The organism is Micromonospora sp. BS32, from assembly GCF_059089345.1.
Map to the genome: position 1 here is coordinate 206,931 of NZ_JBSSHR010000008.1, position 24,484 is coordinate 231,414.

Annotated in this window: 17 protein-coding genes; 8 read left to right on the plus strand and 9 right to left on the minus strand. The window is 69.1% G+C overall.

The window, feature by feature from the left end:
* Positions 1-101 precede the first annotated feature (101 nt).
* Together AC5RWQ_RS15295 and AC5RWQ_RS15300 are read left to right on the plus strand one after the other, a co-directional pair.
* Positions 102-1,232, plus strand: coding sequence for an aminotransferase class I/II-fold pyridoxal phosphate-dependent enzyme (locus AC5RWQ_RS15295; protein WP_494283381.1), 1,131 nt, complete (start codon positions 102-104; stop codon positions 1,230-1,232).
* A gap of 106 nt (positions 1,233-1,338) precedes the next feature.
* Complete coding sequence (locus AC5RWQ_RS15300) at positions 1,339-1,989, plus strand: sugar transferase (RefSeq protein WP_494283382.1); 651 nt, start codon at positions 1,339-1,341, stop codon at positions 1,987-1,989.
* 1 nt (position 1,990) lies between these two features.
* Here the strand turns inward: AC5RWQ_RS15300 and AC5RWQ_RS15305 are convergent, their stop codons facing one another.
* The 7 genes from AC5RWQ_RS15305 to AC5RWQ_RS15335 form a co-directional block, all read right to left on the minus strand.
* Positions 1,991-3,127, minus strand: a complete 1,137-nt coding sequence (locus AC5RWQ_RS15305) for a glycosyltransferase (RefSeq protein WP_494283383.1) — start codon at positions 3,125-3,127, stop codon at positions 1,991-1,993.
* Between the two features lie 16 nt (positions 3,128-3,143).
* On the minus strand, positions 3,144-3,923 hold the full coding sequence (locus AC5RWQ_RS15310) for a glycosyltransferase (protein ID WP_494283384.1): 780 nt from the start codon (positions 3,921-3,923) through the stop codon (positions 3,144-3,146).
* On the minus strand, positions 3,920-5,038 hold the full coding sequence (locus tag AC5RWQ_RS15315; protein ID WP_494283385.1) for a glycosyltransferase family 4 protein: 1,119 nt from the start codon (positions 5,036-5,038) through the stop codon (positions 3,920-3,922). Before AC5RWQ_RS15315 ends, AC5RWQ_RS15310 begins: the two co-directional genes overlap by 4 nt.
* Positions 5,035-6,084, minus strand: a complete 1,050-nt coding sequence (locus tag AC5RWQ_RS15320) for a glycosyltransferase family 4 protein (RefSeq protein WP_494283386.1) — start codon at positions 6,082-6,084, stop codon at positions 5,035-5,037. The genes AC5RWQ_RS15315 and AC5RWQ_RS15320 overlap by 4 nt, the downstream gene beginning before the upstream one ends.
* 111 nt (positions 6,085-6,195) lie before the next feature.
* Complete coding sequence (locus tag AC5RWQ_RS15325; protein WP_494283387.1) at positions 6,196-7,464, minus strand: lipopolysaccharide biosynthesis protein; 1,269 nt, start codon at positions 7,462-7,464, stop codon at positions 6,196-6,198.
* 369 nt (positions 7,465-7,833) lie between these two features.
* The gene (locus tag AC5RWQ_RS15330) at positions 7,834-8,883 is read right to left on the minus strand and encodes a CgeB family protein (RefSeq protein ID WP_494283388.1); all 1,050 of its coding nucleotides are present in this window, start codon (positions 8,881-8,883) and stop codon (positions 7,834-7,836) included.
* Between the two features lie 185 nt (positions 8,884-9,068).
* The gene (locus AC5RWQ_RS15335; RefSeq protein ID WP_494283389.1) at positions 9,069-10,505 is read right to left on the minus strand and encodes a hypothetical protein; all 1,437 of its coding nucleotides are present in this window, start codon (positions 10,503-10,505) and stop codon (positions 9,069-9,071) included.
* Between the two features lie 783 nt (positions 10,506-11,288).
* Here AC5RWQ_RS15335 and AC5RWQ_RS15340 point away from each other — a divergent pair.
* Positions 11,289-13,157 (plus strand): polysaccharide biosynthesis protein, encoded by a 1,869-nt coding sequence (locus AC5RWQ_RS15340; protein ID WP_494283390.1) that lies wholly within the window; start codon positions 11,289-11,291, stop codon positions 13,155-13,157.
* Positions 13,158-13,367: 210 nt separating this feature from the next.
* Entirely contained in the window at positions 13,368-14,282 is a 915-nt protein-coding gene (locus AC5RWQ_RS15345) for an NAD(+)/NADH kinase (RefSeq protein ID WP_494283418.1), read from the plus strand.
* 44 nt (positions 14,283-14,326) lie between these two features.
* Here the strand turns inward: AC5RWQ_RS15345 and pgm are convergent, their stop codons facing one another.
* Together pgm and glgC are read right to left on the minus strand one after the other, a co-directional pair.
* Complete coding sequence (pgm, locus tag AC5RWQ_RS15350) at positions 14,327-15,970, minus strand: phosphoglucomutase (alpha-D-glucose-1,6-bisphosphate-dependent) (protein ID WP_494283391.1); 1,644 nt, start codon at positions 15,968-15,970, stop codon at positions 14,327-14,329.
* 46 nt (positions 15,971-16,016) lie between these two features.
* On the minus strand, positions 16,017-17,249 hold the full coding sequence (gene glgC, locus AC5RWQ_RS15355; protein ID WP_494283392.1) for a glucose-1-phosphate adenylyltransferase: 1,233 nt from the start codon (positions 17,247-17,249) through the stop codon (positions 16,017-16,019).
* 72 nt (positions 17,250-17,321) lie between these two features.
* Between glgC and glgA the strand changes: the two genes are divergently transcribed.
* From glgA to AC5RWQ_RS15375, 4 genes are all read left to right on the plus strand, one after another.
* Complete coding sequence (glgA, locus tag AC5RWQ_RS15360) at positions 17,322-18,530, plus strand: glycogen synthase (RefSeq protein WP_494283393.1); 1,209 nt, start codon at positions 17,322-17,324, stop codon at positions 18,528-18,530.
* Between the two features lie 38 nt (positions 18,531-18,568).
* Positions 18,569-20,695 carry an alpha-1,4-glucan--maltose-1-phosphate maltosyltransferase gene (locus tag AC5RWQ_RS15365; protein ID WP_494283394.1) on the plus strand — a complete coding sequence of 709 codons (2,127 nt, stop codon included), beginning with the start codon at positions 18,569-18,571 and terminating at the stop codon, positions 20,693-20,695.
* Entirely contained in the window at positions 20,683-22,785 is a 2,103-nt protein-coding gene (glgB, locus tag AC5RWQ_RS15370; protein ID WP_494283395.1) for a 1,4-alpha-glucan branching protein GlgB, read from the plus strand. Before AC5RWQ_RS15365 ends, glgB begins: the two co-directional genes overlap by 13 nt.
* Positions 22,786-23,167: 382 nt before the next feature.
* Positions 23,168-24,478 carry a hypothetical protein gene (locus AC5RWQ_RS15375; protein ID WP_494283396.1) on the plus strand — a complete coding sequence of 437 codons (1,311 nt, stop codon included), beginning with the start codon at positions 23,168-23,170 and terminating at the stop codon, positions 24,476-24,478.
* The last annotated feature ends 6 nt before the right edge of the window (positions 24,479-24,484 follow it).

The following is a 24,484-nucleotide window of genomic DNA, read 5'->3' on the forward strand; positions in this document are numbered from 1 at the left end:
ACGCGTATGCCCGAACCACACTGAGCGCCGGATGCCCTCGATACCTATCCCCGCCGGCTGCGCGGGCGACCGGTGTTCGCATCCACCAAGGAGCCTGTCCCGTGACCGATCCGGTCCTCCTGTCGCCTCCCGATGTCGGCCCACTCGAGGAGTCCTACGTCCTGGACGCGCTCCGATCCGGGTGGGTCGCACCGGCGGGACCGCACCTGGAGGCGTTCGAACGCGAGGTCGCCCAGCGGGTCGGCTGCGCGCACGCCGTGGCGGTGGCCTCGGGCACCGCCGGCCTGCACCTGGCCCTGCTCGCCCTCGGCGCCGGACCAGGAGACGTCGTCGTGGTGCCCACCCTGACCTTCGTGGCGACGGCCAATGCCGTGGTCTACACGGGGGCGGAACCGGTCTTTGTCGACTGCGAGCCCGCCACCGGCAACCTCGATCCCACCCTGCTGGACGAACTGCTCCGCGATCTGCGCGCCGGTGGCCGCCGGGTCGCCGCGGTGATGCCGGTGGACATGTTCGGCGCCTGCGCCGACTACAGCCGGATCCTGCCGCTCTGCACGGAGGCCGGGGTGCCGGTCGTGGAGGATGCCGCCGAGGCACTGGGGGCGGTCCAGGACGGCCGCGGCGCCGGCTCGTTCGGCCGGGCCGGCGTGCTGTCGTTCAACGGGAACAAGATCATTACGACGTCCGGCGGTGGCATGCTCCTCTCGGACGACGCCGATCTGGTCGCCCGCTGCCGCTACCTGTCGACACAGGCTCGTCGGCCGGTCCCGCACTACGAACACAACGAGGTGGGCTACAACTACCGGTTGAGCAACCTGCTCGCCGCAGTCGGAAGGGCGCAGCTGCGCCGGTTGGACGACATCGTGACGCGGCGCCGACAGTTGCGGGAGCGCTATGCCAAGCTCTTCGCCGCCGTTCCCGGCGTGCGCCTGCTGGCGGACGACGACCGAGGTGCCAACTGCTGGCTTACGACGATCGTCGTCGATTCGGCAGTGGCCGGATGGAGGGCCGCGGACCTCGCCGCCCACCTCGGCGCCCACCACATCGAAACCCGGCCGGTATGGAAGCCGATGCATCTGCAACCGGTGTTCGCCGGCACGCGTGCGAGGCTTACCGGCGCGGCCGGACGACTCTTCACGGACGGCCTCAATCTCCCCAGTGGCTGCGCGACGAGCGAGGAACAGAGTGTCCGCGTCCTCGATACGATCGAACAGTTCCTGGAAAGCCGATGACCGGGCCCCAGGTGGGACGCGTGAGGCAGGCATGCAAGACGCGAGCCAGAAACTCACCAGCCGGCGCACCGTAGCCCGACGATCTGACAACTCTGCTGGAGAAGACGTGACTGCCGCACCTCACCGATACGACCGGCTCAAGCCGGGACTCGACATTCTCATCGCGAGCCTCGCGCTACTGCTCCTGTCGCCAGTCATCCTGGCCGTGAGCATCGCAGTCGCTCTGGCGATGGGGCGGCCAGTGCTCTTTCGGCAGACCAGGCCGGGTCTGAACGGCAGGCCGTTCGAATTGCAGAAGTTCCGGACGATGCATCCGATCGGGCCCGGACGGGTGACTGACGGCGAGCGGTTGACATCCCTCGGCAGGTGGCTGCGCAGGACCAGTCTCGACGAACTGCCGCAACTGTGGAACGTCCTGCGTGGCGACATGAGTCTGGTGGGACCCCGCCCCCTCCTGATGGAGTACCTCGAGCGGTACTCACCGGAGCAGGCCCGCCGCCACGAGGTGCGGCCGGGCATCACCGGACTCGCCCAGGTACGGGGCCGCAACTCGTTGAGCTGGGAAGCGAAGTTCGCCTACGACGTCCAGTACGTCGACGCGCGGTGCTTCCGCCTCGATCTCCGCATTCTGCTGGCCACCGTGGTCAAGGTCCTTCGCCATGAGGGCATCACGGCCGATGGCCACCCGACAGCACCTGATGACTTCATGGGCACCCTTGAGCCACTTGTGGACGCCGAGCGCGGCGCGTCACGCTGACCTACCGAACCCCCACCGTTTCCGAAGGCGCGGTGGCCGCTCCGCCTCGCCTGTCCCTGCGTCCGCCGCCGGCTGATCTGGCGAGGGCGTCGAGGATCAGCGAAGCGTGGAAGGCAACCACGTTCTCCTGCTGCCAGGACTCCAGCACCCCCGGCCCGATTCGTACGGTGCGTGCCCGCAACTGTGAGAGCAGTGCAGAGGAAATGGAAGCAGCTCGTGGCGGGACGAGCGTCAGTCCCTCCGCGACCTTTTCGGCGATCCCGCGGGTCCCCCGGTTGTCGACCGCCACCACCGGCGTTCCCACTACCAACGCCTCGGCCACGGTCAGCCCGAACCCTTCGCGGAGGCTGGTCGACAGCACCACATCGGCCCCAGCGAGTTCGACACCCGGTTCCGGTGTCCACCCGATCGCGCTGATGCCGGGCTCGTCCGGCGGCACCCACGCGGGCTCACCGATGCTGGTCGAGCCGACGATCCGCAGTTCCAGGTCCGGTACGGATCGCCGCGCCACCCGCCAGGCGCTGACGGCCAGATCGAAGTTCTTGTCCGGCGTCAGCCGGCCCATCACGACGACCCGCGGCGGCCGCCGTTCCCCCACCGGCTCGTCGGGTCCGGACGCAAGCAAGCGCTCCGCGTCAACACCCGCTCCCCCGCAGGGTGCCAAGTGCACCGTGCTGCGCGGAGCGAGTCGGCGGTAGATCTCCTGGTCGTCGGGATTGAGGGTGACGTAGGTGGGGGTGAGCCAGGCCGAGACCGCCTCGACGGCCGAGAAGAGCTGGCCGGCCCTGCCGGGGGCACCGAAGAGCGTCCCGTGCACCACCGCCACGTGTGGAATCCTCGTGACCTGGGAGACGACGCGCCCGACTGCGACCGCGTACGGGGTGTGCAGGTGCAGCAGATCCACCCGCTCCTCGCGCACGATCCGTGCGACGTCTTGTCGCGCTCGGGCGAGGTTCCTGAGGCCTTCCCGCCGAAATGGCGCGATCTCATGCACTGCGTCGAAGCTCCGGTACAGCGACGGCGGTACGCTTCCGCGGCCGGCAACGGCCACCGGCCGCAGCCCGTATGGCCGGAGCGCGCGGGACACCGGCGCCACGAAGCCTTCCAGGGTCGTACCCAGAGGGGCCAGGAAGAGCACGGACGCCGACCCCGACCTAGCCACGATGCCACGCCTTCACGTGCTGCACGGTCAACCACGCGAAGTACCGGGCGTCCGAAAGCGCGACGCGTCCGGGACGGGGCCCGGCCGCCCGGCGACGGGCCAGCCGGAGCTGCATGGTCTCCCCCCGCTCCGTGATGGGTCTGCTGTGCTGTTGGGAATGCCTCCGGTACCGAAGGAGCGGCGACGCCAGGTTGTCCAGCAGACCGCGGCGGGACAGGCGGAGCCACAACTCGTAGTCCTGTGCCCGGACGAAGGTCGGGTCGTAGCCACCGGCCCGCAGGACCTGCTCCCGTCGCAGGACTGCGGACGGGTGAACGATTGCGTTCCGCCACAGCAACTGCCGCCGTACCCGATCTGGACCAACCGGGACGGACATCCTGCCCATGTTCCTGCCGCGCTCGTCGATCACCGTGGCGCTGGAACCGAGCACCACCAGTTCGGGCCGCGCGCGCATCTCCGCAATCTGTTTACGAAGTCGCTCCGGTTCACAGATGTCATCCGAGTCGAACCGCGCGACAAGTTCGGTCGGACTCGCCTCCAAGCCGGCGTTCAGCGCCGTCGCGACGCCCGATCCGGGTGGTACCACCTTGACGCGTACCCGGCCGGACAGCTCGGGCTGCTGCAGGACGGCGTGGTTCTGGTCGCAATCACCATCGAGAACCGCCACCAGGAGCCAGTCCTGGTGAGTCTGCGCGATCAGGCTCGAAACAGCCTGGCCAAGCCAGGCGGAACGTGGCGCAATGGGCATGAGTACACTGATCAACTCGCTCACGAAAGAACCTTGTCGTAGTAGTTCGCGGCTTCATTGACTATCGACGACCACTCGAACCGCGCAACATGCTGCGGCGCTCGTGCGCGAAGGGTCCTCGCAAGCTCCGGATCCTGGAGTAGCCGGGTCACGGCTTCGATGAAGCCACGTTCGTCGCCCTGCGGAAACAACAGGCCACATGGACCGACGGCCTCTGGAATCCCGCCGAGGGCCGTGGCCACCACAGGCGCTCCGCAGGCGACAGCCTCCAGCGCCGCCATGCCGAACATCTCATCCCTTCGGGTCGGGAGTACACACACGTCAGCCGCGGACAGAAGTCCGGCGACGAACCTCTCGTCCACCGCCCCGAGGCATCGCACTCCTGCTCTGGCGAGGGCCTTCGTCAGCTCAGACGGGCCGCTGCGCGCAAAGCGCTCGGGCGGCCCTGCCGCCACGACGGTCACCTGCGGTAGCGTCCGCCAGAGGGCCGCCGCCAACGGCGCCAGCAGGTCGGAGCCCTTCTGCTCGCAAACCCGGCCGAGATACACCACCAGCGGCCCGGACGGCAGATTCAGCGCCGAACGCGCTCGGCGGGCCTCCTCCGGGTCGTTGCGGAACTGGCGCGCGTTCACTCCGTTGTAGAGGATCTGCGTCTTGTCTGTGAGATTCGGATACAAGCCGACGAACTGACCGGCGCAGAAATCCGACGCCGCCAGGATCAGGTCGAAGTCGTCAAGGCGCGCGCGATAATAACGGCGCACTGCCCCGTTGGAGGTACCGCGGTACCGGAAAAAATCGACCGACTGCACGGCTGCGGCGAACCTGCTCTTCAGTGCGGTTGCCGCGACGGGTGATCCGTGGGCGTGCAACACGTCGTGGCGGGGTACGCCGTTCAGCCACCGCCTCGCACCGATCAACATTTCGTAGTCCCGCATGGGCCGACGGCTCCGCAGCGGAAGGCTTCTGACCTCGACCCCGTCCACGTCCTGTACGGCGGGTTGCTCACCCGGAGTGAGCACGACGACCTCATGACCGGCGGCGGCCTGCAGCCGCGCCATTTCCATGATCCTGCGTTGGAGCGCTCCCCCGAAGCGGTGCAGAACTGGCACATCCGAGGTGCCTATATGGACAATCCTCACCTTTCATCACCCTGCCTTGCGAGGCGCTGGTAGAGATCCAGATGCCGGGCGATCATGTGATCGACCGAGTAGTCGCTGGCGGTGGTTCGGGCACGCGCGAGCGCGCGGTTTGCGAAGTGTTCGTACGCCTGCAGCACAGCCGTGATCGCCGGTACCAGACTTTCCGAGCTGGACGGGCTGACCAGCACGCCTGCGTCGCACACCTGGTCCGGGACGCCCCCGACCTCGCTGGCCACCACCGGCAGACCGGTCAGAAGGCCCTCGGTGACGACGCTGGGCAGGCATTCGTACCCGAGCTCGGACGGCAGAACGAGCAGATGAGCCTGCCGGTACTCCTCCATGAGTTCCGACCCACTGCGTTGGCCGACGAAGGTGACCCGATCGAGAACCCCCAGGGCGCGGGCCTGCTCCCGCAGCCGGCACTCCAGTTCGTCGTTGTGGTAGACGAGCCGGAGGACGACCTGTCGGGGCAGATCAGACAATGCCTCGATGACCCGATGGATCTGCTTCATCGCGATGAGCTGACCAACGAACAGAAGGATGACCTGGCCGTCGGGGGTCAACCGACGGGGTTGACAGACGTTACTGGAGATGCCTATCCCGTTCGGAATCACTTCCACACGAGACCTTGGGAGGCAATAGCGGCTTCTTGTCTGCTCCGCCTCCACCTGGCTCAGGCAGACGACCGCCGTTGCCCGGGACATGACCACCCGCTGGGCCCTCCGCTGCAGCGGGGTCGGCGGCGGCGCGAAACGGTGCGCCGTGAAGACGAACGGGCGCGCGAGGGGCGAGAGAGCTGCGAGAACCGCCGCCTTCGACAAATGGTGTACGTGGACGATGTCGCTCTCGCGAGCCAGGGCCACTGTCCCACGATCCTCAAGTCGACAGGCGCGCACCTCAATGCCGCGCCTCCGCAGTCCCTCGACGAGTACGACTTCCGGGGCGGGTTCCCTCCTGGCCAGCTCCTCCGCCGAGTGACGGAAAACGCCCCCAGCCACCAGTACCCTCATATATTGACCTCCTCGTGCATGGGCGGTGGAAACCACGACCGGTTTAAGTAGCGTGACGCAAGTCCTGACCGCGAAGTTCGCGGTGCCGACTCCAGAGCGGAAATCGCGACCGCCATCAGCGGCGCGGTTTGCCTGAGCCGCGACGAATCAGGACAGGCCAGGTCGCCGAATCCCATCATCTCCCGTGGGGGCCGCCTCAGACATGGGGATTTTCTGAATTGGCGAACGAACGGCCCGGAAGGGTGAGTCGGCTGACGAATCACCATCGCGTTCCGGCGATCTTCCCTTCATGACACTGGGGATCAGAACGGCAGCGAGCAAGGCGGCCGAAACGGCATAGGCGCAGCCGGTTGCGATCGCCGCACCATCCGCGCCGTACCGGGGAGCCAGGAGAACCGCGAGGATGCACAACGCGGCCGCCAGTATGACGTCACTGATCACCCAGGCACGTATCCTGCCCAGGCTGACCGCCACACTGCCGAGCAGGTGATTGGCGGAGACAGCGACGCCAGCCAACGCCATGGTCACAATAACCGAGCGGAACTGTCCGTAAGTCGGACCCACCAGTGCCGGGAGGTAGCTCGCCGCCACGACAACCGAAAGCGCTGCCGCCACCGCGAGGGTCGTACCGATCTTCACCACGCGGAGCGCGACGGATCGCGTCCGCAGCGGGTCGCCCGGACCTGCCACAAAGGCGATGGAAGAGTTTGCGAGCGCGCCCGGAAAAAAGCTCACAATGAGGCTCAGCCGACTGGCCAGCGCGAATCCACCGTTTTCGGCCAGTCCGTCCGCTCCGGACAACAAGAGGCTCTGCAGAAGCCAGGCCGCACCATTGATCGACAGTGCGGCCACACCGGCCGGGATCGCACGCCGGACTAGGCTCCCGGCCAGCGCCACGACCTGGTGCCTTGCGGGGGGGGTCAACCATCGCTCTTTGAGGACGATCACCAGACCGAGAGCCGTCAACGCCATCTCGACGACACCCGCCGCAGCGGCCGAGAGCGTCGCTGAGCCGTACATCGCCCCGACAGTCACCGTGGCTCCTCCGACGACCACCGCCCTGGCGAGGGTCAGCTTGGCCAGGGTGGCGAACCGCTTGTGTCCGGCGAACACCGCCGAGATCACGATCCAGACACCGCTTGCCACGGTCCACCACACCGCCACCGCGCTCCCGAAGCCCTGCAGCAGCTCAATTCCCCGGCCCGACCAGTCGACCTTGGCTACGTCGACCAACAACAGGAAACCCGTGCAGCAGATGCACAACTGGACAGCGACGAAGGACAGCGCCACCGAAGTGAGGGCTCCAGCCCGTCGCGCGTCGCCGGCGGCCGCTATCGCCTGGTTCACCAGCGGCGCGAGTCCGGGTACGGCGAAGGAGTTGAGCACGCCGACGGTTAGCGTCAAGAAGGCGAACACCCCGTACTGCTCGGAGCCGAGCACAGCCGCCCCCGCGAGTGCCGCCAACACTCCGACCGCTCCGGCGGCACCCGATCCGAGCGCAGTGATGACCGATGCCCTTCCGAGGCTGCCCACCCTCAACAAGTCCCGGAGCCGTGCATGACGGTCCGCGACTGAAAGACCCACAGCTTCTCCTCAATCCACTGCGAAGCCCGAACGGACAGGGGTGCCGGCCATGAGCGGAAGACAGGCTCAGCGGGCTTACCAGCCGGCAACTTCCTGCGGGCGAAAGGACTTCACACATTATTGCCGCTTATCGCGGATATCCCGGTGGTCCGGCGTCTGAGGTGCCTTCCCAACGTGATGAGGCCAGTCTCGGCAGCCGTCTCAGATCACTGCCGGGGTGTGAATCACGCCTTCGTAGGCCACCTGTCCGTGCGAAAGATCCATCTTGCCGAGTGACAGATCCTGGCCCAGCGCGGCACTGAGTACCGCCAGTCGCGCCTCGAACGAATGGTGCCGCCTGAAATGGGCGTGAACACCCACGGGATCCGGCAGGTCGCGGTTGGACAGGAGCTTCACAATATATCCCAGGTCCCGACCGACTCCGACGTTCCCGTTGTAGAACCGCGCGAACTGGCCGGTCTCCCGGGCTCCCAACCATCCCATGTCTGAGATCTGCAACCGCCCGGCCATACCCAGGTCGAACGTACGCTCGTTCAGCTCCCGACCAAAGTGCATCTGGTGCTGCTCATTGAAGCCGATCATGGATCGGTTATAGAGATCGTTCAGCTCAAGCGGGTCCATCCGGTTTCCCGTCTCAGGAGAATGAACCTCGTAGGCCCACCCCCGCCGGTCGCTCTCCCTCATCAACTCTTTCACGAGGACGCGAGCCCGGATGTGACCGACGAACGACCAGACCAGGTCCGGAGTCACGCCGGTGGGATGGAAGATCTCAGGGTCGGCGGCAAAGGGCAGGTACAGCAGCGGAATTCCCAGCTCACGCCAAAACCGTGGGCTGGCGAATCGGTGGAAGTACCGCGCATACCGCAGTGTGTGGAAATACTGCCGGGAGATTGCGCGTCTGGGGTCCAGATGCCGCCACCGTAGCAGCGTCCTCGTTTCGTCGAAGTACGCCAGACTGCTGGTGGCAACCGCGATCCGGTCCGCGTACTTCGCGTAGTGACCGAGGTGGTCGCCCGCGCCGTTCATGAGCACCAGCGTCTGGCTCTTGGGTCGAATACGCCGCAGGACGGACTCCGGACACATTGCATTCCAGATGATGAGGTTGTAGCTCCCGAGATCCGTCACGGCGGCGTCGGCCGCCGACAGTTCATCGACCGTCCAACCAAAGCGGCGGAGAGAGCGCACATATCCAAGATGCGGAAGGTAGAGATGACTCCCGGACTGGACACCGACGTACAGAGCGAGCGACATGACTGTTTCTTCCTCTCAGTGATTGACGCGACTCTCAAGATGTTGCGCGCGACCAAGTCATCGGGAGCGGTCGATAACCGGCCGCCCATTGGCCAAGACACCGCAGTACCGACATCCGGTATTCGCCGGTCTCATCCATGGAACATGTAGCGGCAGGGCAAGACGGTGGCCCCAGGGATCTTCGCCTATCGAGGTACGCCCGAACGACCGTGGCCGGTGGCCGAGAGGAGCCTGAAGGCCAACATTGGCAGACCGAAGAATAGAAATAACTGCGACACGACCAACATGGAGACGATCGGTGTGAAGCTCAACCAGATGCCGAAAACCGACAGGCTGTACGCGTCGGCGAATGAGGTTGCCCGCGAAAACCCCCGCTGCACCCGCTCTAAGAAGGCGCCGAATAAGCCAAAGATGAGAAGCACACCCAACACCCCGAGGCTCCACCAGGCTTCCACAGACAGTGGTAGAACTTGGTCAGCAGTGTCACGAGTGCCATAGATGGCGAGATTGTAAACTGCGGTCCCATTCGAATCGCGGAAGGCCGTACCGAGCGAGGGAACCGGTGAGAGCGCCGAGGCCAGCAGCAGTTCTCCGGGAAAGTTCTGCGCGGGGGCGGAGCCGAGGGCGAACGCCGCGAACTGGGGGCTCTGGCCGTAGACCTGTACGTTTTCGAGCATAGAGGGGGCAGGGCTCGCGTCAAGGCCGACCTCCGCGAGAGAGTACTGACCACCCTTGGTTCCCAGGAACTCGCGTCGGATATTGCCCACCTGATAGGCGACGAGAAACACGGCGACCAGAGCGATTGCCGTCACCGCTGTTCGCGGTCGCCTCGCCAGCAGACCAAATGCGCCCAGGACGGCCGTAACGGGCACCACCACTGCAGCCCGGTTGTAGCTGTACAAGCTCAGCGGCGCAATGATCCCGATCAGGCACAGGCTGATTCTGGGAAGGGTATGGCGGCCCGACCTCCTGAGCTGATCTATCAGCAGCACAAACGCGAACGACAGGAAGGGCGGACCCATCGAAGCAAATAGTCTCACGGGTGCGCTTACACTCTCGAGTTGCGAGACGTCGATTCGGCCCTGGAAGTAGGCGATCAGATGACTTGGAGTGCCCATACGTGCGAACACACCGATAATTCCGACAGCCGAATAACAGATGATCATCCCTCGCGTGCCCCAGCCGCTCTGCGGCCGGCGCGAGGCCCCACGTTCGCCCGCCCGGATGCAGCTGGCTCCCACGAAGAATGCGATGAAGGCCAGTGTGTTGAGCAGGATGGCCGCGTTGATCATCTGGTCCGGTGGGATGAAAGGCAGAGTGCCGGCCCACGGCGGCACGACGTTGATGGCCACCGGCAGGGCGATCAAGACCAGGAACCAGACCGCTACACACACGTTGCGGGGTGACACGACAGGCATCACCGGCCGGGCGGCGGGCACGACCAGCAGTGCTACGAAGTACACCACTGTGCTGCCGATCGCCGCCGGGTAGGGCGACGGAGGCTGCGCGACGATGACGATATAGACCAGGACAACAATCACGAACAGTAGAGCGGCGACAAGAGACACGGTCAGCCCGACCGACGGCGGGCATTGTGCGGCGGCGGGCTCCTGGCTCGCCACAACACTGCAGTCTCCGCGCCTGATCGCCCCGGTTGCTGGTCGGGAATATTCCGGCCTGCTGGCATGCATCAGTGTGCTATTGACCTGCCGACCGGTCACCACTGCGCCCCCTTTCAGACTTCCTGGGTGGCCCCGCCTGGTTCGGCCAGGGATCCGGGGATGCCCAATCAACAAGCAGCACAGCACCGGAGCGCACGCGGCCTCGTGTCAGGGAAGACGCGTGTCGCTACGGTGATTTCCACGGTCGTCCGGTCGAACGTCGCCCGCCGGGCTGCCGCCCCTACCGGCGCCCTCACCACCCGCCACGATCGCTCACACCCGTGAAACGACAGAGTGCATCAAAGGTTACGGAGCTGGGTAAATCGGCATATGATAGGGCAATAGCGACAATATGGGCTGCGTCTCGTCCCGCAGAGCATCCGGGTCAACGCCGTCGCCCCTGGGCGGTTGCTGGCGCTGCTCGCCCGGCCCCCAGTGGAACCGTCCCCCTGCCGGCTGCTCACACCGAGATCCACAACCGGGGCCCGAACCATCCGCCCCTTGCGGGCCGGCCGCACCCGACGGTGCATGTCTGTCGCGCGCGCTCACGCCCTTGGTCGAGTAGGGCATCGACGCAGGAGAACGCGGCGCGGCACCCTTCTGGGTGGCTTTGAGAGCTAGAAACGTATTCGCACCGGCTGTTCCGTTTCGCCCCGCTACCTTCCTCATGACGGGTTAGTGGCCCCTCCTGGGGTTTCCAGTGACCGTGTGAGCCCGAACCTTGAGTAGCACAGGGGAGCATGAATGCCGCCCATCATCAGCGCGTCCCAGCACGCTTCCGAACCTCGTCGGAAGGGGCCTCGCCTACCGGTGCAGGCTCTCTTCGCCGCCGACTGCGGGGCATGGGTGGGCGGCCTGACCGCGGCGGTGTGGACCCGATACGAGTTCGATGTCACCGCCAGCCAACTGGCCGCGGCCATCACCGCAGGTCTGACCGCCGCCATGCTGCAGCTCGGCATCTCCTGGGCGCACCGAAAGCACCGGGGGCGATACCCGCTGGGCAGCGCAGCGGAGGCGCAAGCCCTGGCCATGACGACCGGCTGCACCGGCCTCGCGTTGCTGCTCGCCGTCACCCTGGTCATGGAGCGGCCGGTGCCGGCCAGTTCGCCACTGGTCGGGACCGCGATTGCGCTGCTCTGCATGCTGGCGATCCGCTTCGTGTACCGCCGCCGCACCCACCGCGCACTACGGCCGGACGCGCGCTCCGCGACCCCGGTGCTGCTGTTCGGGCTGGGCTCGGCCGGGCAGGCGCTGCTGCGGGCGTTGCTCAGCGACCCTCGCGGCCGGTACCTCCCGGTCGGCCTGCTCGACGACGACCCGAAAAAGGTGCACCTGCGCATCGAGGATGTGCCGGTACTCGGCGATCGCGGCGAGATCGCCAACGCCGTCCAGCGGACCGGCGCCAAGACGCTGATCTTCTCCGTCGCCAACGCGAACGCGGAGCTGATTCGGGAGATCCGCGCGCTGACTCTGACGGCCGGCGCCGAGTTCAAGGTACTACCCCCGGTTCGCGAACTGGTGGATCACCGGATCAGCGTGACCGACGTACGCAGCCCCAACATCTCCGACCTGCTCGGTCGACGGCAGGTGGTGACCGACCCGGTCACCAACGAGAGCGGACTGGCCGGTCGACGGATCCTGGTCACCGGGGCCGGCGGATCGATCGGCTCCGAACTGTGCCGGCAGATCATGCGGGCCAACCCAGGTGAGCTGATGATGCTCGACCGGGACGAATCCGCCCTGCACAGCCTGCAGCTCTCGCTCTCCGGCCGAGCCCTGCTGGACGGCCCCGAGTTGATCCTCGCCGACCTCCGCGACCACGAGGGCATCCGGCGCGTCATCCACCAGCGGCAGCCCGACATCATCTTCCACGCCGCCGCGCTCAAGCACCTTCCCCTCCTGCAGAGGCACCCGGGTGAAGCGGTCAAGACCAACGTCGCTGGAACCGTGGCGGTCCTCGACGCCTGCCGGGACGTAGCCAAGTTCGTCAACATCTCCACCGACAAGGCCGCCGATCCGGTGAGCGTGCTCGGCTACTCCAAACGGATCACCGAGCGGCTGACCGCGCACGCCGCTCGGACCTACCCGGGCACCTTTCTCAGCGTCCGGTTCGGCAACGTACTGAGCAGCCGCGGCTCCGTGGTGACCGCGTTCCGCGCCCAGATCGACGCGGGGCTGCCGATCACCGTGACACATCCCGACGTCACCCGGTACCTGATGACCGTGCAGGAAGCGGTGCACTTGGTGCTGCAAGCGGCGGCGATCGGCCGGGACGGCGAGGCGCTGGTCCTCGACATGGGCGAACCCGTACGGATCGATGACGTCGCCCGCCAACTCGCCGCCCGGGCGCCCGGGCCCGCCCGCATCGTCTACACCGGCCTGCGTCCTGGCGAGAAGCTGCACGAGGACCTGTTCGGCAGGAACGAGCCGGATCTACGCCCCCTGCATCCGCTCATCTCGCACGTACCGGTTCCGCCGCTCGACCCCACCGAGATCACGGCGCTGGACCCGTTCGACGACCCGGAGAAGGTCATTGAACAACTCGCCCGGCTCTGTGAGCAGCCAGAGGATCGGGCTTCCCGTATACCCCTGAATGCCCCGCTCGCCAACTAGAGTCGATCTCTGCAGTGACGGCAACTGCTGTAGGGAGCAGCCGGTTGCCTCGACCACCATCGGCGCCTTCGACACGTACGCAGGGAGCTGTGAGAGGGGTGCGGACGATCAAGGCGGTCCGCGACGCCGCCCACCGCGACGGCGACCTTCCCCTGCCCTAAACGCCGGGTGCATCCCAACCCGATGTGGTGAGCTGTACGGGTGGCGGGGCTGGGTCTGGTGCTGCACCCCACCCGGGACGTCTCCGAGGTGGTCGGAATCATCGAACGGTGGGCGTCGCGCCACCGCAAGACGCTGATCGTGCGCGCGGAGGACGGGCACCGGGTGCCGTCGAGCGTCGAGCCGGTCCCCGCGGCGGAGGTGGCCGTCCGGGCGGACGCCCTGATCAGCATCGGCGGGGACGGCACCATGTTGGGCGCGCTGCGCTCCGCGGTGCGCGACCCGAAGCCGGTGCTCGGGGTGCACCTGGGGCGGCTCGGCTTCCTCGTGGAGGTGGAGCCGCCGGAGCTGCCGGAGGCGCTGAGCCGGCTGCTGTCGAAGGACTTCATCATCGAGTCGCACGCCTGCCTGGCCTGCGACGTGTGCGGCGATGACGTGGTGGCCTTCAACGACATCGCGCTGGTCCGGCAGCCCGGCTCCGGTTTCGTCACGGCCACCCTGGCCGTGGACGACCAGCGCTACGGCTACTACCGCTGCGACGCCCTGGTGGTGAGCACGCCGACCGGCTCGACGGCGTACAGCTACGCCGCGGGCGGTCCGCTGGTCTCCCCGGCGGCGGACGCGGTGGTGGTGACCCCGTCGGCGCCGATGGCGGGCATCTCCCGGTCGGTGGTGCTCTCGCCACAGGAGCGCATCCGGCTGGAGCTGGAGCCGAACTCGGCGGCGGTCGCCGTCGAGATGGACGGGGTGATTTTCAAGGACGCGGCGACCGAGGGGTGGGTGGACATCAGCTACCGCCGGGACGCCGGCCGGGTGGTCCGCTTCGACCCGCTCCGCTACCAGGAGCGCAACCAGCTCAAGCTGAGCCTGCTCGACCTGCCGTTCCTGCCCGACCAGCTCCGCGAGCTGCTCCCCGACGAGCTGCGACAGCAGCGCCACGAGCGGGAGCTGCCGCCGCCCTGCTGACCGGAGCCGCCCGCCCATCCGGGGTGGACGGGCGGCGGGTCTGCTCAGGCCTTGGCCAGCACCCCGTCCACCAGCGCCTTCGCCTCGTCCTGGATCTGGGCGAGGTGGTCGGCCCCGCGGAACGACTCGGCGTAGATCTTGTAGACGTCCTCGGTGCCGGACGGCCGGGCAGCGAACCAGCCCGACTCGGTGGTCACCTTGAGCCCGCCGATCGCCGCGCCGTTGCCCGGCGCCGCGGTGAGCGTCGCGGTGATCGGCTCGCCGGCCAGCTCGGTGGCGCCCACCTGCTCCGGGGAGAGCTTGCCGAGCACGGCCTTCTGCGCCCGGGTGGCCGGCGCGTCGATCCGGGCGTACGCGGGGGCGCCGAAGCGCTCGGTCAGCTCGGCGTAGTGCTGGCTGGGCGTCCGGCCGGTGGTGGCGATGATCTCGGAGGCGAGCAGGCAGAGCAGGATGCCGTCCTTGTCGGTGGTCCAGGTGCTGCCGTCGCGGCGCAGGAAGGACGCACCGGCGCTCTCCTCGCCGCCGAAGCCGACCGCGCCGTCGAGCAGCCCGGGGACGAACCACTTGAACCCGACCGGCACCTCCAGCAACGGGCGGCCCAGGTCGGCGGCGATCCGGTCGATCATCGAGGAGGAGACCAGGGTCTTGCCGACCGCCGCCGCCGGACCCCACTGCGACCGGGTCCGGAACAGGTGGCCGATCGCCACCGCCAGGTAGTGGTTGGGGTTCATCAGACCGCCGTCGGGGGTGACGATGCCGTGCCGGTCGGCGTCGGCGTCGTTGCCGGTGGAGACCTGGTATTCGCCGCGGGCGGCGATCAGCGAGGCCATCGCGTTCGGCGAGGAGCAGTCCATCCGGATCTTGCCGTCGCCGTCGAGGGTCATGAACCGCCAGGTCGGGTCGACCGTCGGGTTGATCACGGTGAGGTCGAGCCGGTGCCGCTCGGCGATCTCCCCCCAGTACGCCACGCTGGCCCCGCCGAGCGGGTCGGCGCCGATGCGCACCCCGGCGTCGCGGATCGCGTCGATGTCGAGCACGGCCGGCAGGTCGTCGACGTAACCGGCGAGGAAGTCGTACGTGCCGGTGGTGTCGGCGGCGCGGGCCCGCGCGTACGGGATCCGCTTCACCTCCTTGAGCCCGCCGGCGAGGATCGCGTTCGCGCGGTCCTGGATCCACCTGGTGACGTCGCTGTCGGCCGGCCCGCCGTGGGTGGGGTTGTACTTGAAACCGCCGTCGTCGGGCGGGTTGTGCGACGGGGTGATCACGATGCCGTCGGCCAGCCCGCTGGTGCGGCCCCGGTTGTGGGTGAGCACCGCGTGCGACAGCGCCGGGGTCGGGGTGTAGCCGTCGCGGCTGTCCCGCAGCACGGTGACGTCGTTGGCGGCGAGCACCTCCAGCGCGCTGGCCTCGGCCGGGGCGGAGAGCGCGTGGGTGTCCCGGGCCAGGAAGAGCGGCCCGTCCAGGCCCTGCTCGCGCCGGTAGTCGCAGAGCGCCTGGGTGACCGCGAGGATGTGGTCCTCGTTGAAGGCGTTGCGCAGTGCGGACCCGCGGTGCCCGGAGGTGCCGAACGAGACCTGCTGCGCCGGGTCCTGCGGGTCGGGGTGCTCGGCGTAGTAGGCGGTCAGCAGCCGCGGCACGTCGACCAGGTCGGCGGGCTCGGCGGGCTGTCCGGCACGGGGGTGGGCCACTGCGGGATCCTCCTGAAGGTCGTGACTGGGTGCGGGCGGGCGGGGCTCAGAGTTCGACGCGCTGGCCCTTGCCGATGACGACGATGCCGTTGTCGGAGACGGTGTAGCGCTGCCGGTCCTTCTCCAGGTCGACGCCGATCTCGGCGCCCTCGGGCACGAAGACGTTCTTGTCCAGGATCGCCCGGCGCACCACCGCGTGCCGGCCGATTTCGACACCCTCCATCAGCACCGCGCCGTCGACGTGCGCCCAGGAGTGGACCTTCACCTTGGGCGAGACGATCGAGTTCTCCACCAGCGAGCCGGAGATCACCGCGCCGGGCGAGACCATCGAGCCGACCGCCCGGCCGACCCGCTCGCCCCACTGGTGGACGAACTTCGCCGGCGGGTACGGCGGCTGGGCGCTGTAGATCGGCCAGTCGAAGTTGTAGAGGTTGAACACCGGGTGCACGTTGATCAGATCCATGTGCGCGTCGTAGAAGGAGTCCAGCGTCCCCACGTCGCGCCAGTAGCCGCGGTCCCGGTCGGTGCTGCCGGGCACCTCGTTGTCCTTGAAGTCGTAGACGTTCGCCTCGCCGCGCTCGACCAGCATCGGGATGATGCTGCCGCCCATGTCGTGCTTGCTGGTCTTGTCCTCCGCGTCGCGCTCGACCACCTCGCAGAGCGCCTTGGTGCTGAAGACGTAGTTGCCCATCGAGGCGTAGATCTGGTCCGGGGCGTCGGGCAGGCCCATGGCGTCGGTGGGCTTCTCGCGGAACGCCCGGATCCGCCGGCCGTCCTCGCCCACCTCGATCACGCCGAACTGGTCGGCCATCGACAGCGGCTGCCGGATGCCGGCGACGGTGACCGCGGCGCCGGAGGCGATGTGGTCGTCCACCATCTGCCGGGGGTCCATCCGGTAGATGTGGTCCGCGCCGAAGACGATCACGTGGTCCGGCTGCTCGTCGTTGATCAGGTTGAAGCTCTGGTAGATGGCGTCGGCCGAGCCGGCGAACCACCACGGGCCGCGCCGCTGCTGCGCCGGCACCGGGGTGACGTAGTTGCCCAGCATGGTCGACATCCGCCAGGTCGTCGTGACGTGTCGGTCCAGCGAATGCGACTTGTACTGGGTCAACACGACCATCTTCAGATAGCCGGCGTTGGCCAGGTTGGAGAGGACGAAGTCGACCATGCGGTACATCCCGCCGAACGGGACGGCCGGCTTGGCCCGGTCCGTGGTGAGCGGCATGAGGCGCTTGCCCTCTCCGCCGGCCAGGACGATCGCGAGCACCTTGGCAGCCATGTACCGACGCTATCCATCCCGCTGCCACTTCACCACTCGTACGGGCACAGATCTGCACTAGGGTGCGGGGGCATGACGGATTCCTCGCCGCTGCGCGTCGACCTGCTCACCCGGGAGTACCCGCCGGAGGTGTACGGCGGGGCGGGCGTGCACGTCGAGTACCTGGCCCGTGAGCTGCGCCGACTCGCCGACGTGCGGGTGCACTGCTTCGGCGCGCCGCGCACCGAGCCGGGGGTCACCGCGTACGCCGAACCGGCCGGCCTGGCCGGCGCGAACCCCGCGCTGCGCACCATGGGGGTCGACCTCGAGATGGCGGCGGCCTGCGCCGGCACCGACGTGGTGCACAGCCACACCTGGTACGCCAACCTCGCCGGGCACACCGCGAAGCTGCTGCACGGGGTGCCGCACGTGGTGACCGCGCACAGCCTGGAGCCGCTGCGGCCGTGGAAGGCCGAGCAGCTCGGCGGCGGGTACGCGCTCTCCTCCTGGTGCGAGCGGACCGCGGTGGAGGCCGCCGACGCGATCATCGCGGTCAGCGAGGGGATGAAACGCGACGTGCTGGCCGCGTACCCGGCGGTCGACCCGGACCGGGTCCGGGTGGTCTACAACGGCATCGACACCGTCCAGTACGCCCCGAACCGCGGCACCGACGTGGTCGACCGGCTCGGCATCGATCCGTCCCGCCCCAGCGTGGTGTACGTGGGGCGGATCACCCGGCAGAAGGGCCTGCCGTACCTGTTGCGGGCGGCCCGCGCGCTGCCCGCCGACACCCAGCTCGTGCTGCTCGCCGGCGCCCCGGACACCCCGGAGATCGCCGCCGAGGTGGAGGGGCTGGTGGGCGAGCTGCGGGCGAACCGTTCGGGCGTGGTCTGGGTGGCCGAGATGCTGCCCAAGCACGAGGTGATCCAGGTGCTCACCCACGCCACGATCTTCGTCTGCCCGTCGGTGTACGAGCCGATGGGCATCGTGAACCTGGAGGCGATGGCCTGCGAGACGGCCGTCGTGGCGACCGCCACCGGAGGCATCCCCGAGGTGGTCGCCGACGGTGAGACCGGCCTGCTGGTCCCGATCGAGCAGGCGAGCGACGGCAGCGGGAAGCCGCTGGACCCGGAGCGCTTCGTCGCGGACCTGGGCGCGACGATCAACGAGCTGCTGGCCGATCCGAAACGGACCGAGGCGTTCGGCCTCGCCGGGCGGCGGCGGGCGGTGGAGCACTTCTCCTGGGACGCCATCGCGGCACGCACGACCGAGGTCTACCGGTCGGTGGGCGCGGCGGGCTGAGCCGAGCGCGAACCGATCTCGCACAGTAGGTTGGCGATGTGAGCGGACGGTTCCCGATCGAAGACGTCTCCCCCGTCGTCGCCTGCGGTCGCTACCCGGCCAAGGCGGTGGTCGACGAGGTGGTGCCGGTGTCGGCGCGCGCCTACCGGGAAGGCCACGACGCGCTGGGCTGCAACGTGGTCTGGCTCGGCCCCGACGGCGCGGCGCGGCCGTTCACCCGGATGCGCCCGGGCGAGCCGGGCCAGGACCGCTGGTACGCCACGATTCGGCCGGACGCGGTGGGCGAGTGGGTCTTCACCGTCGAGGCGTTCCAGGATCCCTACCTGACCTGGCAGAACGCCGTGACCAAGAAGATCGCCGCCGGGCAGGGCCCGGAGGACCTGGCCAACGACCTGGCCGAGGGCGTCCGGGTGCTGACGGCGGCGGTCGAGCTGGTGCCGGCCGCCGACGTCCCCCGGGTGCAGGCCGCGGTGGCCGCGCTGGGCGAGGAGAAGGTCGACCTGCACCGGCGGGTCGCCCCGGCGCTGGAGCTGGCCGACCTGCTCTGGGAGCACCCGGTGCGGGAGCTGGTCACCACCGGCGAGGAGCACCGGCTCTGGGTGGATCGCCCCCGGGCGCTCTTCTCCGCCTGGTACGAGTTCTTCCCCCGCTCGGAGGGGGCGATCCCGGCCACTGTCGACGCCCCGGCCCGGTCGGGCACCTTCGTCACCGCGATGGACCGGCTGCCCGGCGTCGCCGCGATGGGCTTCGACGTGCTCTACCTGCCGCCGATCCACCCGATCGGTCGGGTCAACCGCAAGGGCCCGAACAACGCGCTGACCGCCGGGCCCGACGACGTCGGCTCGCCGTGGGCGATCGGCGCCGCCGAGGGCGGCCACGACGCGATCCACCCCGACCTGGGTACGCCGGAGGACTTCCGCGACTTCGTCGCCGCCGCCGCCGAGCAGGGCCTCGAGGTGGCGCTGGACCTCGCGTTGCAGTGCGCGCCGGACCACCCCTGGGTCACCGAGCACCCGGAGTGGTTCACCACCCGGGCCGACGGCAGCATCGCGTACGCGGAGAACCCGCCGAAGAAGTACCAGGACATCTACCCGCTGAACTTCGACAACGACCCGGAGGGCATCCGGGCCGAGGTGCTGCGGGTGGTGCTGCACTGGGTCGGCGAGGGCATCCGGATCTTCCGGGTCGACAACCCGCACACCAAGCCGTTCGACTTCTGGCACTGGCTGATCGGCGAGGTCAAGAAGGTCGACCCGGACGTGCTCTTCCTCGCCGAGGCGTTCACCCGGCCGGCGATCATGCACGGGCTCGGCAAGATCGGCTTCACCCAGTCGTACACCTACTTCACCTGGCGCACGACGGCGGCCGAGATGCGCGCCTACTGCGAGGAGCTGGTCGCGGCGGCCGACTACATGCGGCCCAACTTCTGGCCCAACACGCCCGACATCCTGCACGACTCGCTCCAGCACGGCGGGCCGCCGATGTTCAAGATCCGGGCGGTGCTGGCCGCGCTGCTCTCCCCCTCCTGGGGCATGTACGCCGGCTACGAGCTCTTCGAGCACCTGGCCCGCCCCGGCGCCGAGGAGTACCTCGACAACGAGAAGTACGAGCTGCGCCCCCGGGACTGGGCCGGCGCCCAGGCGCAGGGCCGCTCGCTCGCGCCGTTCATCACCACCCTCAACCGGGTACGCGCCGAGAACCCGGCCCTGCACCAGCTGCGCAACCTGCGCTTCCACGACATCGACAACCCGGCGCTGCTCTGCTGGTCCAAACACGACCCGGAGACCGGCAACACGGTCATCGTGGTCTGCTCGTTCGACCCGCGCACCGTGCAGTGGGGCAACACCACGCTGGACATGCCGGCGTTGGGCTTCGACTGGCACGAGCGGTTCACCGTGCACGATGAGCTGACCGGGACGAGCTACGAGTGGGGACAGCGCAACGCCGTCCGCCTCGACCCGTACCTTCAACCCGCACACGTGCTCACGGTGCGGCGGCCGGCTCCCCCGGCCGTCCCGGAGCCGGCGCTCCCGGAGCCGGCCGTCCCGGAGACCGCAGTCCCGGCCGCGCCTGAGCTGACCGTCCAAGACGTACCCGCCGACCTCTCCGGCGGCACCGCCCCGACCGTACCGGCCGAGAAGGACGACGCCCGATGGACCAGCTGATCGCCGGCGCGACGCACGACCCGCACGCGCTGCTCGGCGCGCACCCCGCCGAGGGGTGGACCACGATCCGCGCGATGCGGCGGGGCGCCGGCGACGTGACGCTGCTGATCGACGGAGAGCGGCACCCGATGAAGCGGGTGCACGACGCCGGCGTCTTCGAGACCCGGGTCGAGGGCACCGTGCTCGGCTACCGGATCGAGGCCGACGGGCGGACCAGCGACGACCCGTACCGCTACCCGCCGACCATCGGCGAGCTGGACCTGCATCTGATCGGCGAGGGGCGCCACGAGCAGCTCTGGGAGGCGCTCGGCGCGCGGGTCTTCGACGAGGGCGTGGCGTTCTCGGTCTGGGCGCCCAACGCCCGCGGCGTGCGGGTGATCGGTGACTTCACCGGCTGGGGCCCGGACGACGGCTGGCCGATGCGCTGCCTCGGCTCCAGCGGGGTGTGGGAGATCTTCGTGCCCGACGCGCGCGTCGGCGCCCGCTACAAGTACCGGATCCTCGGCGCCGACGGGCAGTGGCGGGACAAGGCCGACCCGCTCGCCAGCTACGCCGAGACCGCGCCGGCCACCGCCTCGGTGGTGCACCACTCGAGGTACGAGTGGTCCGACGCCAGCTGGCTGGAGCGGCGGGCCCAGCGGCGGCCGCACCAGGAGCCGATGAGCGTCTACGAGGTGCACCTCGGCTCGTGGCGGCCGGGGCTGAGCTACCGGGAGCTGGCCGAGCAGCTGACCGCGTACGTGACCGAGCTGGGCTTCACCCACGTCGAGTTCCTGCCGGTGATGGAGCACCCGTTCGGCGGCTCCTGGGGCTACCAGGTCACCGGCTACTACGCCCCGACGTCCCGGTTCGGCGACCCGGACGACTTCCGCTACCTGGTGGACCGGCTGCACTCGGCCGGCATCGGGGTGATCCTGGACTGGGTGCCGGCGCACTTCCCCAAGGACGAGTGGGCGCTGGCCCGGTTCGACGGCACCCCGCTCTACGAGCACCCCGACCCGCGTCGGGGCGAACACCCCGACTGGGGCACGTACGTCTTCGACTTCGGCCGCCGCGAGGTGCGCAACTTCCTGGTCGCCAACGCGCTCTACTGGTGCGAGGAGTTCCACGTCGACGGGCTGCGGGTGGACGCGGTCGCCTCGATGCTCTACCTGGACTACTCCCGCCAGGAGGGGCAGTGGGTGCCCAACCAGTACGGCGGCCGGGAGAACCTGGAGGCGATCGCCTTCATGCAGGAGGTCAACGCCACCGTCTACAAGCGGCACGCCGGCGTGGTGATGATCGCCGAGGAGTCCACCGCCTGGCCCGGGGTAACCCGGCCCACCGCCGAGGGCGGGCTCGGCTTCGGCTTCAAGTGGAACATGGGCTGGATGCACGACACTCTGCTCTACACCTCGAAGGACCCGGTCTACCGGCAGCACCACCACCACCAGCTCACCTTCTCCCTGGCGTACGCCTGGAGCGAGAACTACGTGCTGCCGATCAGCCACGACGAGGTGGTGCACGGCAAGGGGTCCCTCGCCGGCAAGATGCCCGGCGACACCTGGCAGCGGCTGGCCAACGTGCGGGCGCTGCTGGCGTACATGTGGGCGCATCCCGGCAAGCAGCTGCTCTTCATGGGCTGCGAGCTGGCCGACGACCGGGAGTGGAGCGAGGAGCGCGGCCTCGACTGGTACCTGACGCACGACCCGGCCCGGGCCGGCGTGCAACGGCTGGTCGGGGACCTCAACGCCGTCTACCGGGGCACCCCGGCGCTCTGGGCCCAGGACACCGACCCGGCGGGCTTCCGCTGGATCGCCGGGGACGACGTCGCCAACAACGCCGTCTCGTTCGTCCGGATCGCCCCGGACGGCGCGACGCTGGTCTGCGTGGCGAACTTCTCCGCCCTGCCACTGGAGGACTACCGGGTCGGCCTGCCGGCCGGCGGCACCTGGACCGAGGTGATCAACACCGACGCGCACCACTACGGCGGGTCGGGGGTGGGCAACCTCGGCGCGGTACACGCCCAGGACGTGCCCTGGCACGGGATGCCGGCCTCGGCGGCGCTGCGGGTGCCGCCGCTCGGCGTGCTCTGGCTCCGCCGGGACTGACCGGGCGGCGTGTCGCGGCGGCCGGGACGGCACCGTCAGCCCGACCCGTCGATGTGTCGCGGCGGCCGGACGGCACCCCCGACCGAGCTGTCGGCGTGTCGCAGCCGGGACGGCAATTCTGTCGAGAGCGGTATGACGCTCCGTCATAAATATGACGGAGCGTCATACCGCTCTCGCCCCCTATCGGGGGGTGGCTACTACGCAGCGTGGCCGTCATGGCGGGAACCGCTCACCCACCGTTGAACTTTCCGCCCGCACCCCGGGTAGGGCTGAACCCGCCGTGCCGTTCCCCCGTACCGCTGTTCGGATGCCGGACACCCGTGACTAACGAGTCGGAGGCGCGTCGATGGCGTGGAGCAGGGGTACGACAAGAAGGCACCGGGTGACGGGCTCGTCCCGTCAGCGGAAGATCGCCGGTGGCGTGGCACTCGCGGTGACCGCCGGTGCGACGTTCGCGGTCGCCACCGGAACGGGCCAGGCGGCCGAGAACTGCCAGGGCCTGGACACCGCCCTACGGAACAACCTGACATTCATCGCCGCGCAGCGGCAGAATCCGGACGCCAACTCGGCGGCCCGGATCGTCAATCGGCAGGCGTTGGTCGACCAGCTCCAGCAGTACCGGTCCGCGGCCGGCTGCGACGGCGACGTGGTGGCGGCGGGCGCTGACTGCCCACTGGTCCCCTGGGAGGTCGCGATGACCACCCGGTTGGACGAGGCCTGGGCGGTCACCGAGCAGATGACCGGCGAGCGGGCCGGCGAGCTGACCGACCCGCAGGTCACCGAGGCCCGGGTCAAGCGGCTCGGCGGCATCTTCGGCGGCATCCAGGGCATCGTGCGCGGCGCCCAGCAGGCCCAGGGCGGTGCGGCAGCGGGCGGTGGAGCTGCGGGCGGTGCGGCAGCCGGCGGTGGAGCAGCGGGCGGGGGTGCCGGGCGGACGGCCGGCGTCATCGACGCCGTGGGCGGCCTGATCGGGCAGATCGCCGGGATCGTGCAGGCCGTGCAGGCCGCCCGGGCCGCGCGCCAGGAGGCCGCCGCGGCACAGCAGGCCGGACAACAGGCCGGAGCCGGACAGCAAGCCGGCGCCGCGCAGGCGGCCGATGGCGGGCAGGGCCTCGGCCAGCAGGCTGGCGGCAACGAGCAGGCCGCGGGCGGCCCGCAGGCGGGCGACGCGGCTCAGGCGGGGAACGCCGGGGGCCGGGTCGCCAAGCGGATCCAGCAGATCCGCGCGCGCATCCAGCAGCTGCGCGCGATCGCCCAGCAGGTACGGGCGGCCCGCCAGGCGGCGCGCGAACAGGCCGCCCAGGGGGAGAACGCGGGCCAGAACCAGGGCGCGGGCCAGGGACAGAACGCCAACCAGGGCCAGGAACAGGCGGCGGCACAGGAACAGGGCGCGGGCCAGAACCCAGGCGCGGCACAGGAACAGGGCGCGGCCCAAGGCCAGGAACAGGGCGCGGCACAGGAACAGGGCGCGGCCCGGAACGGGGCCGGCGGCGCGGGCGCTGTCTACCGGGTCGCCGACCCGAGCGTGCCGGGCTGCGGGAACGCCCCAGGCGCCGACCAGGACCCGCAGGGTGCCGACCAGAACCCGCAGGGTGCTGACGCCGGCATGGCCGACGGCGACGCCGTGGCCGGCGACTCGGCGGGGGGCGGCATGATCGGTTCCGGCACGGTGACCAGTTCGACGACCGACTGACGCTGC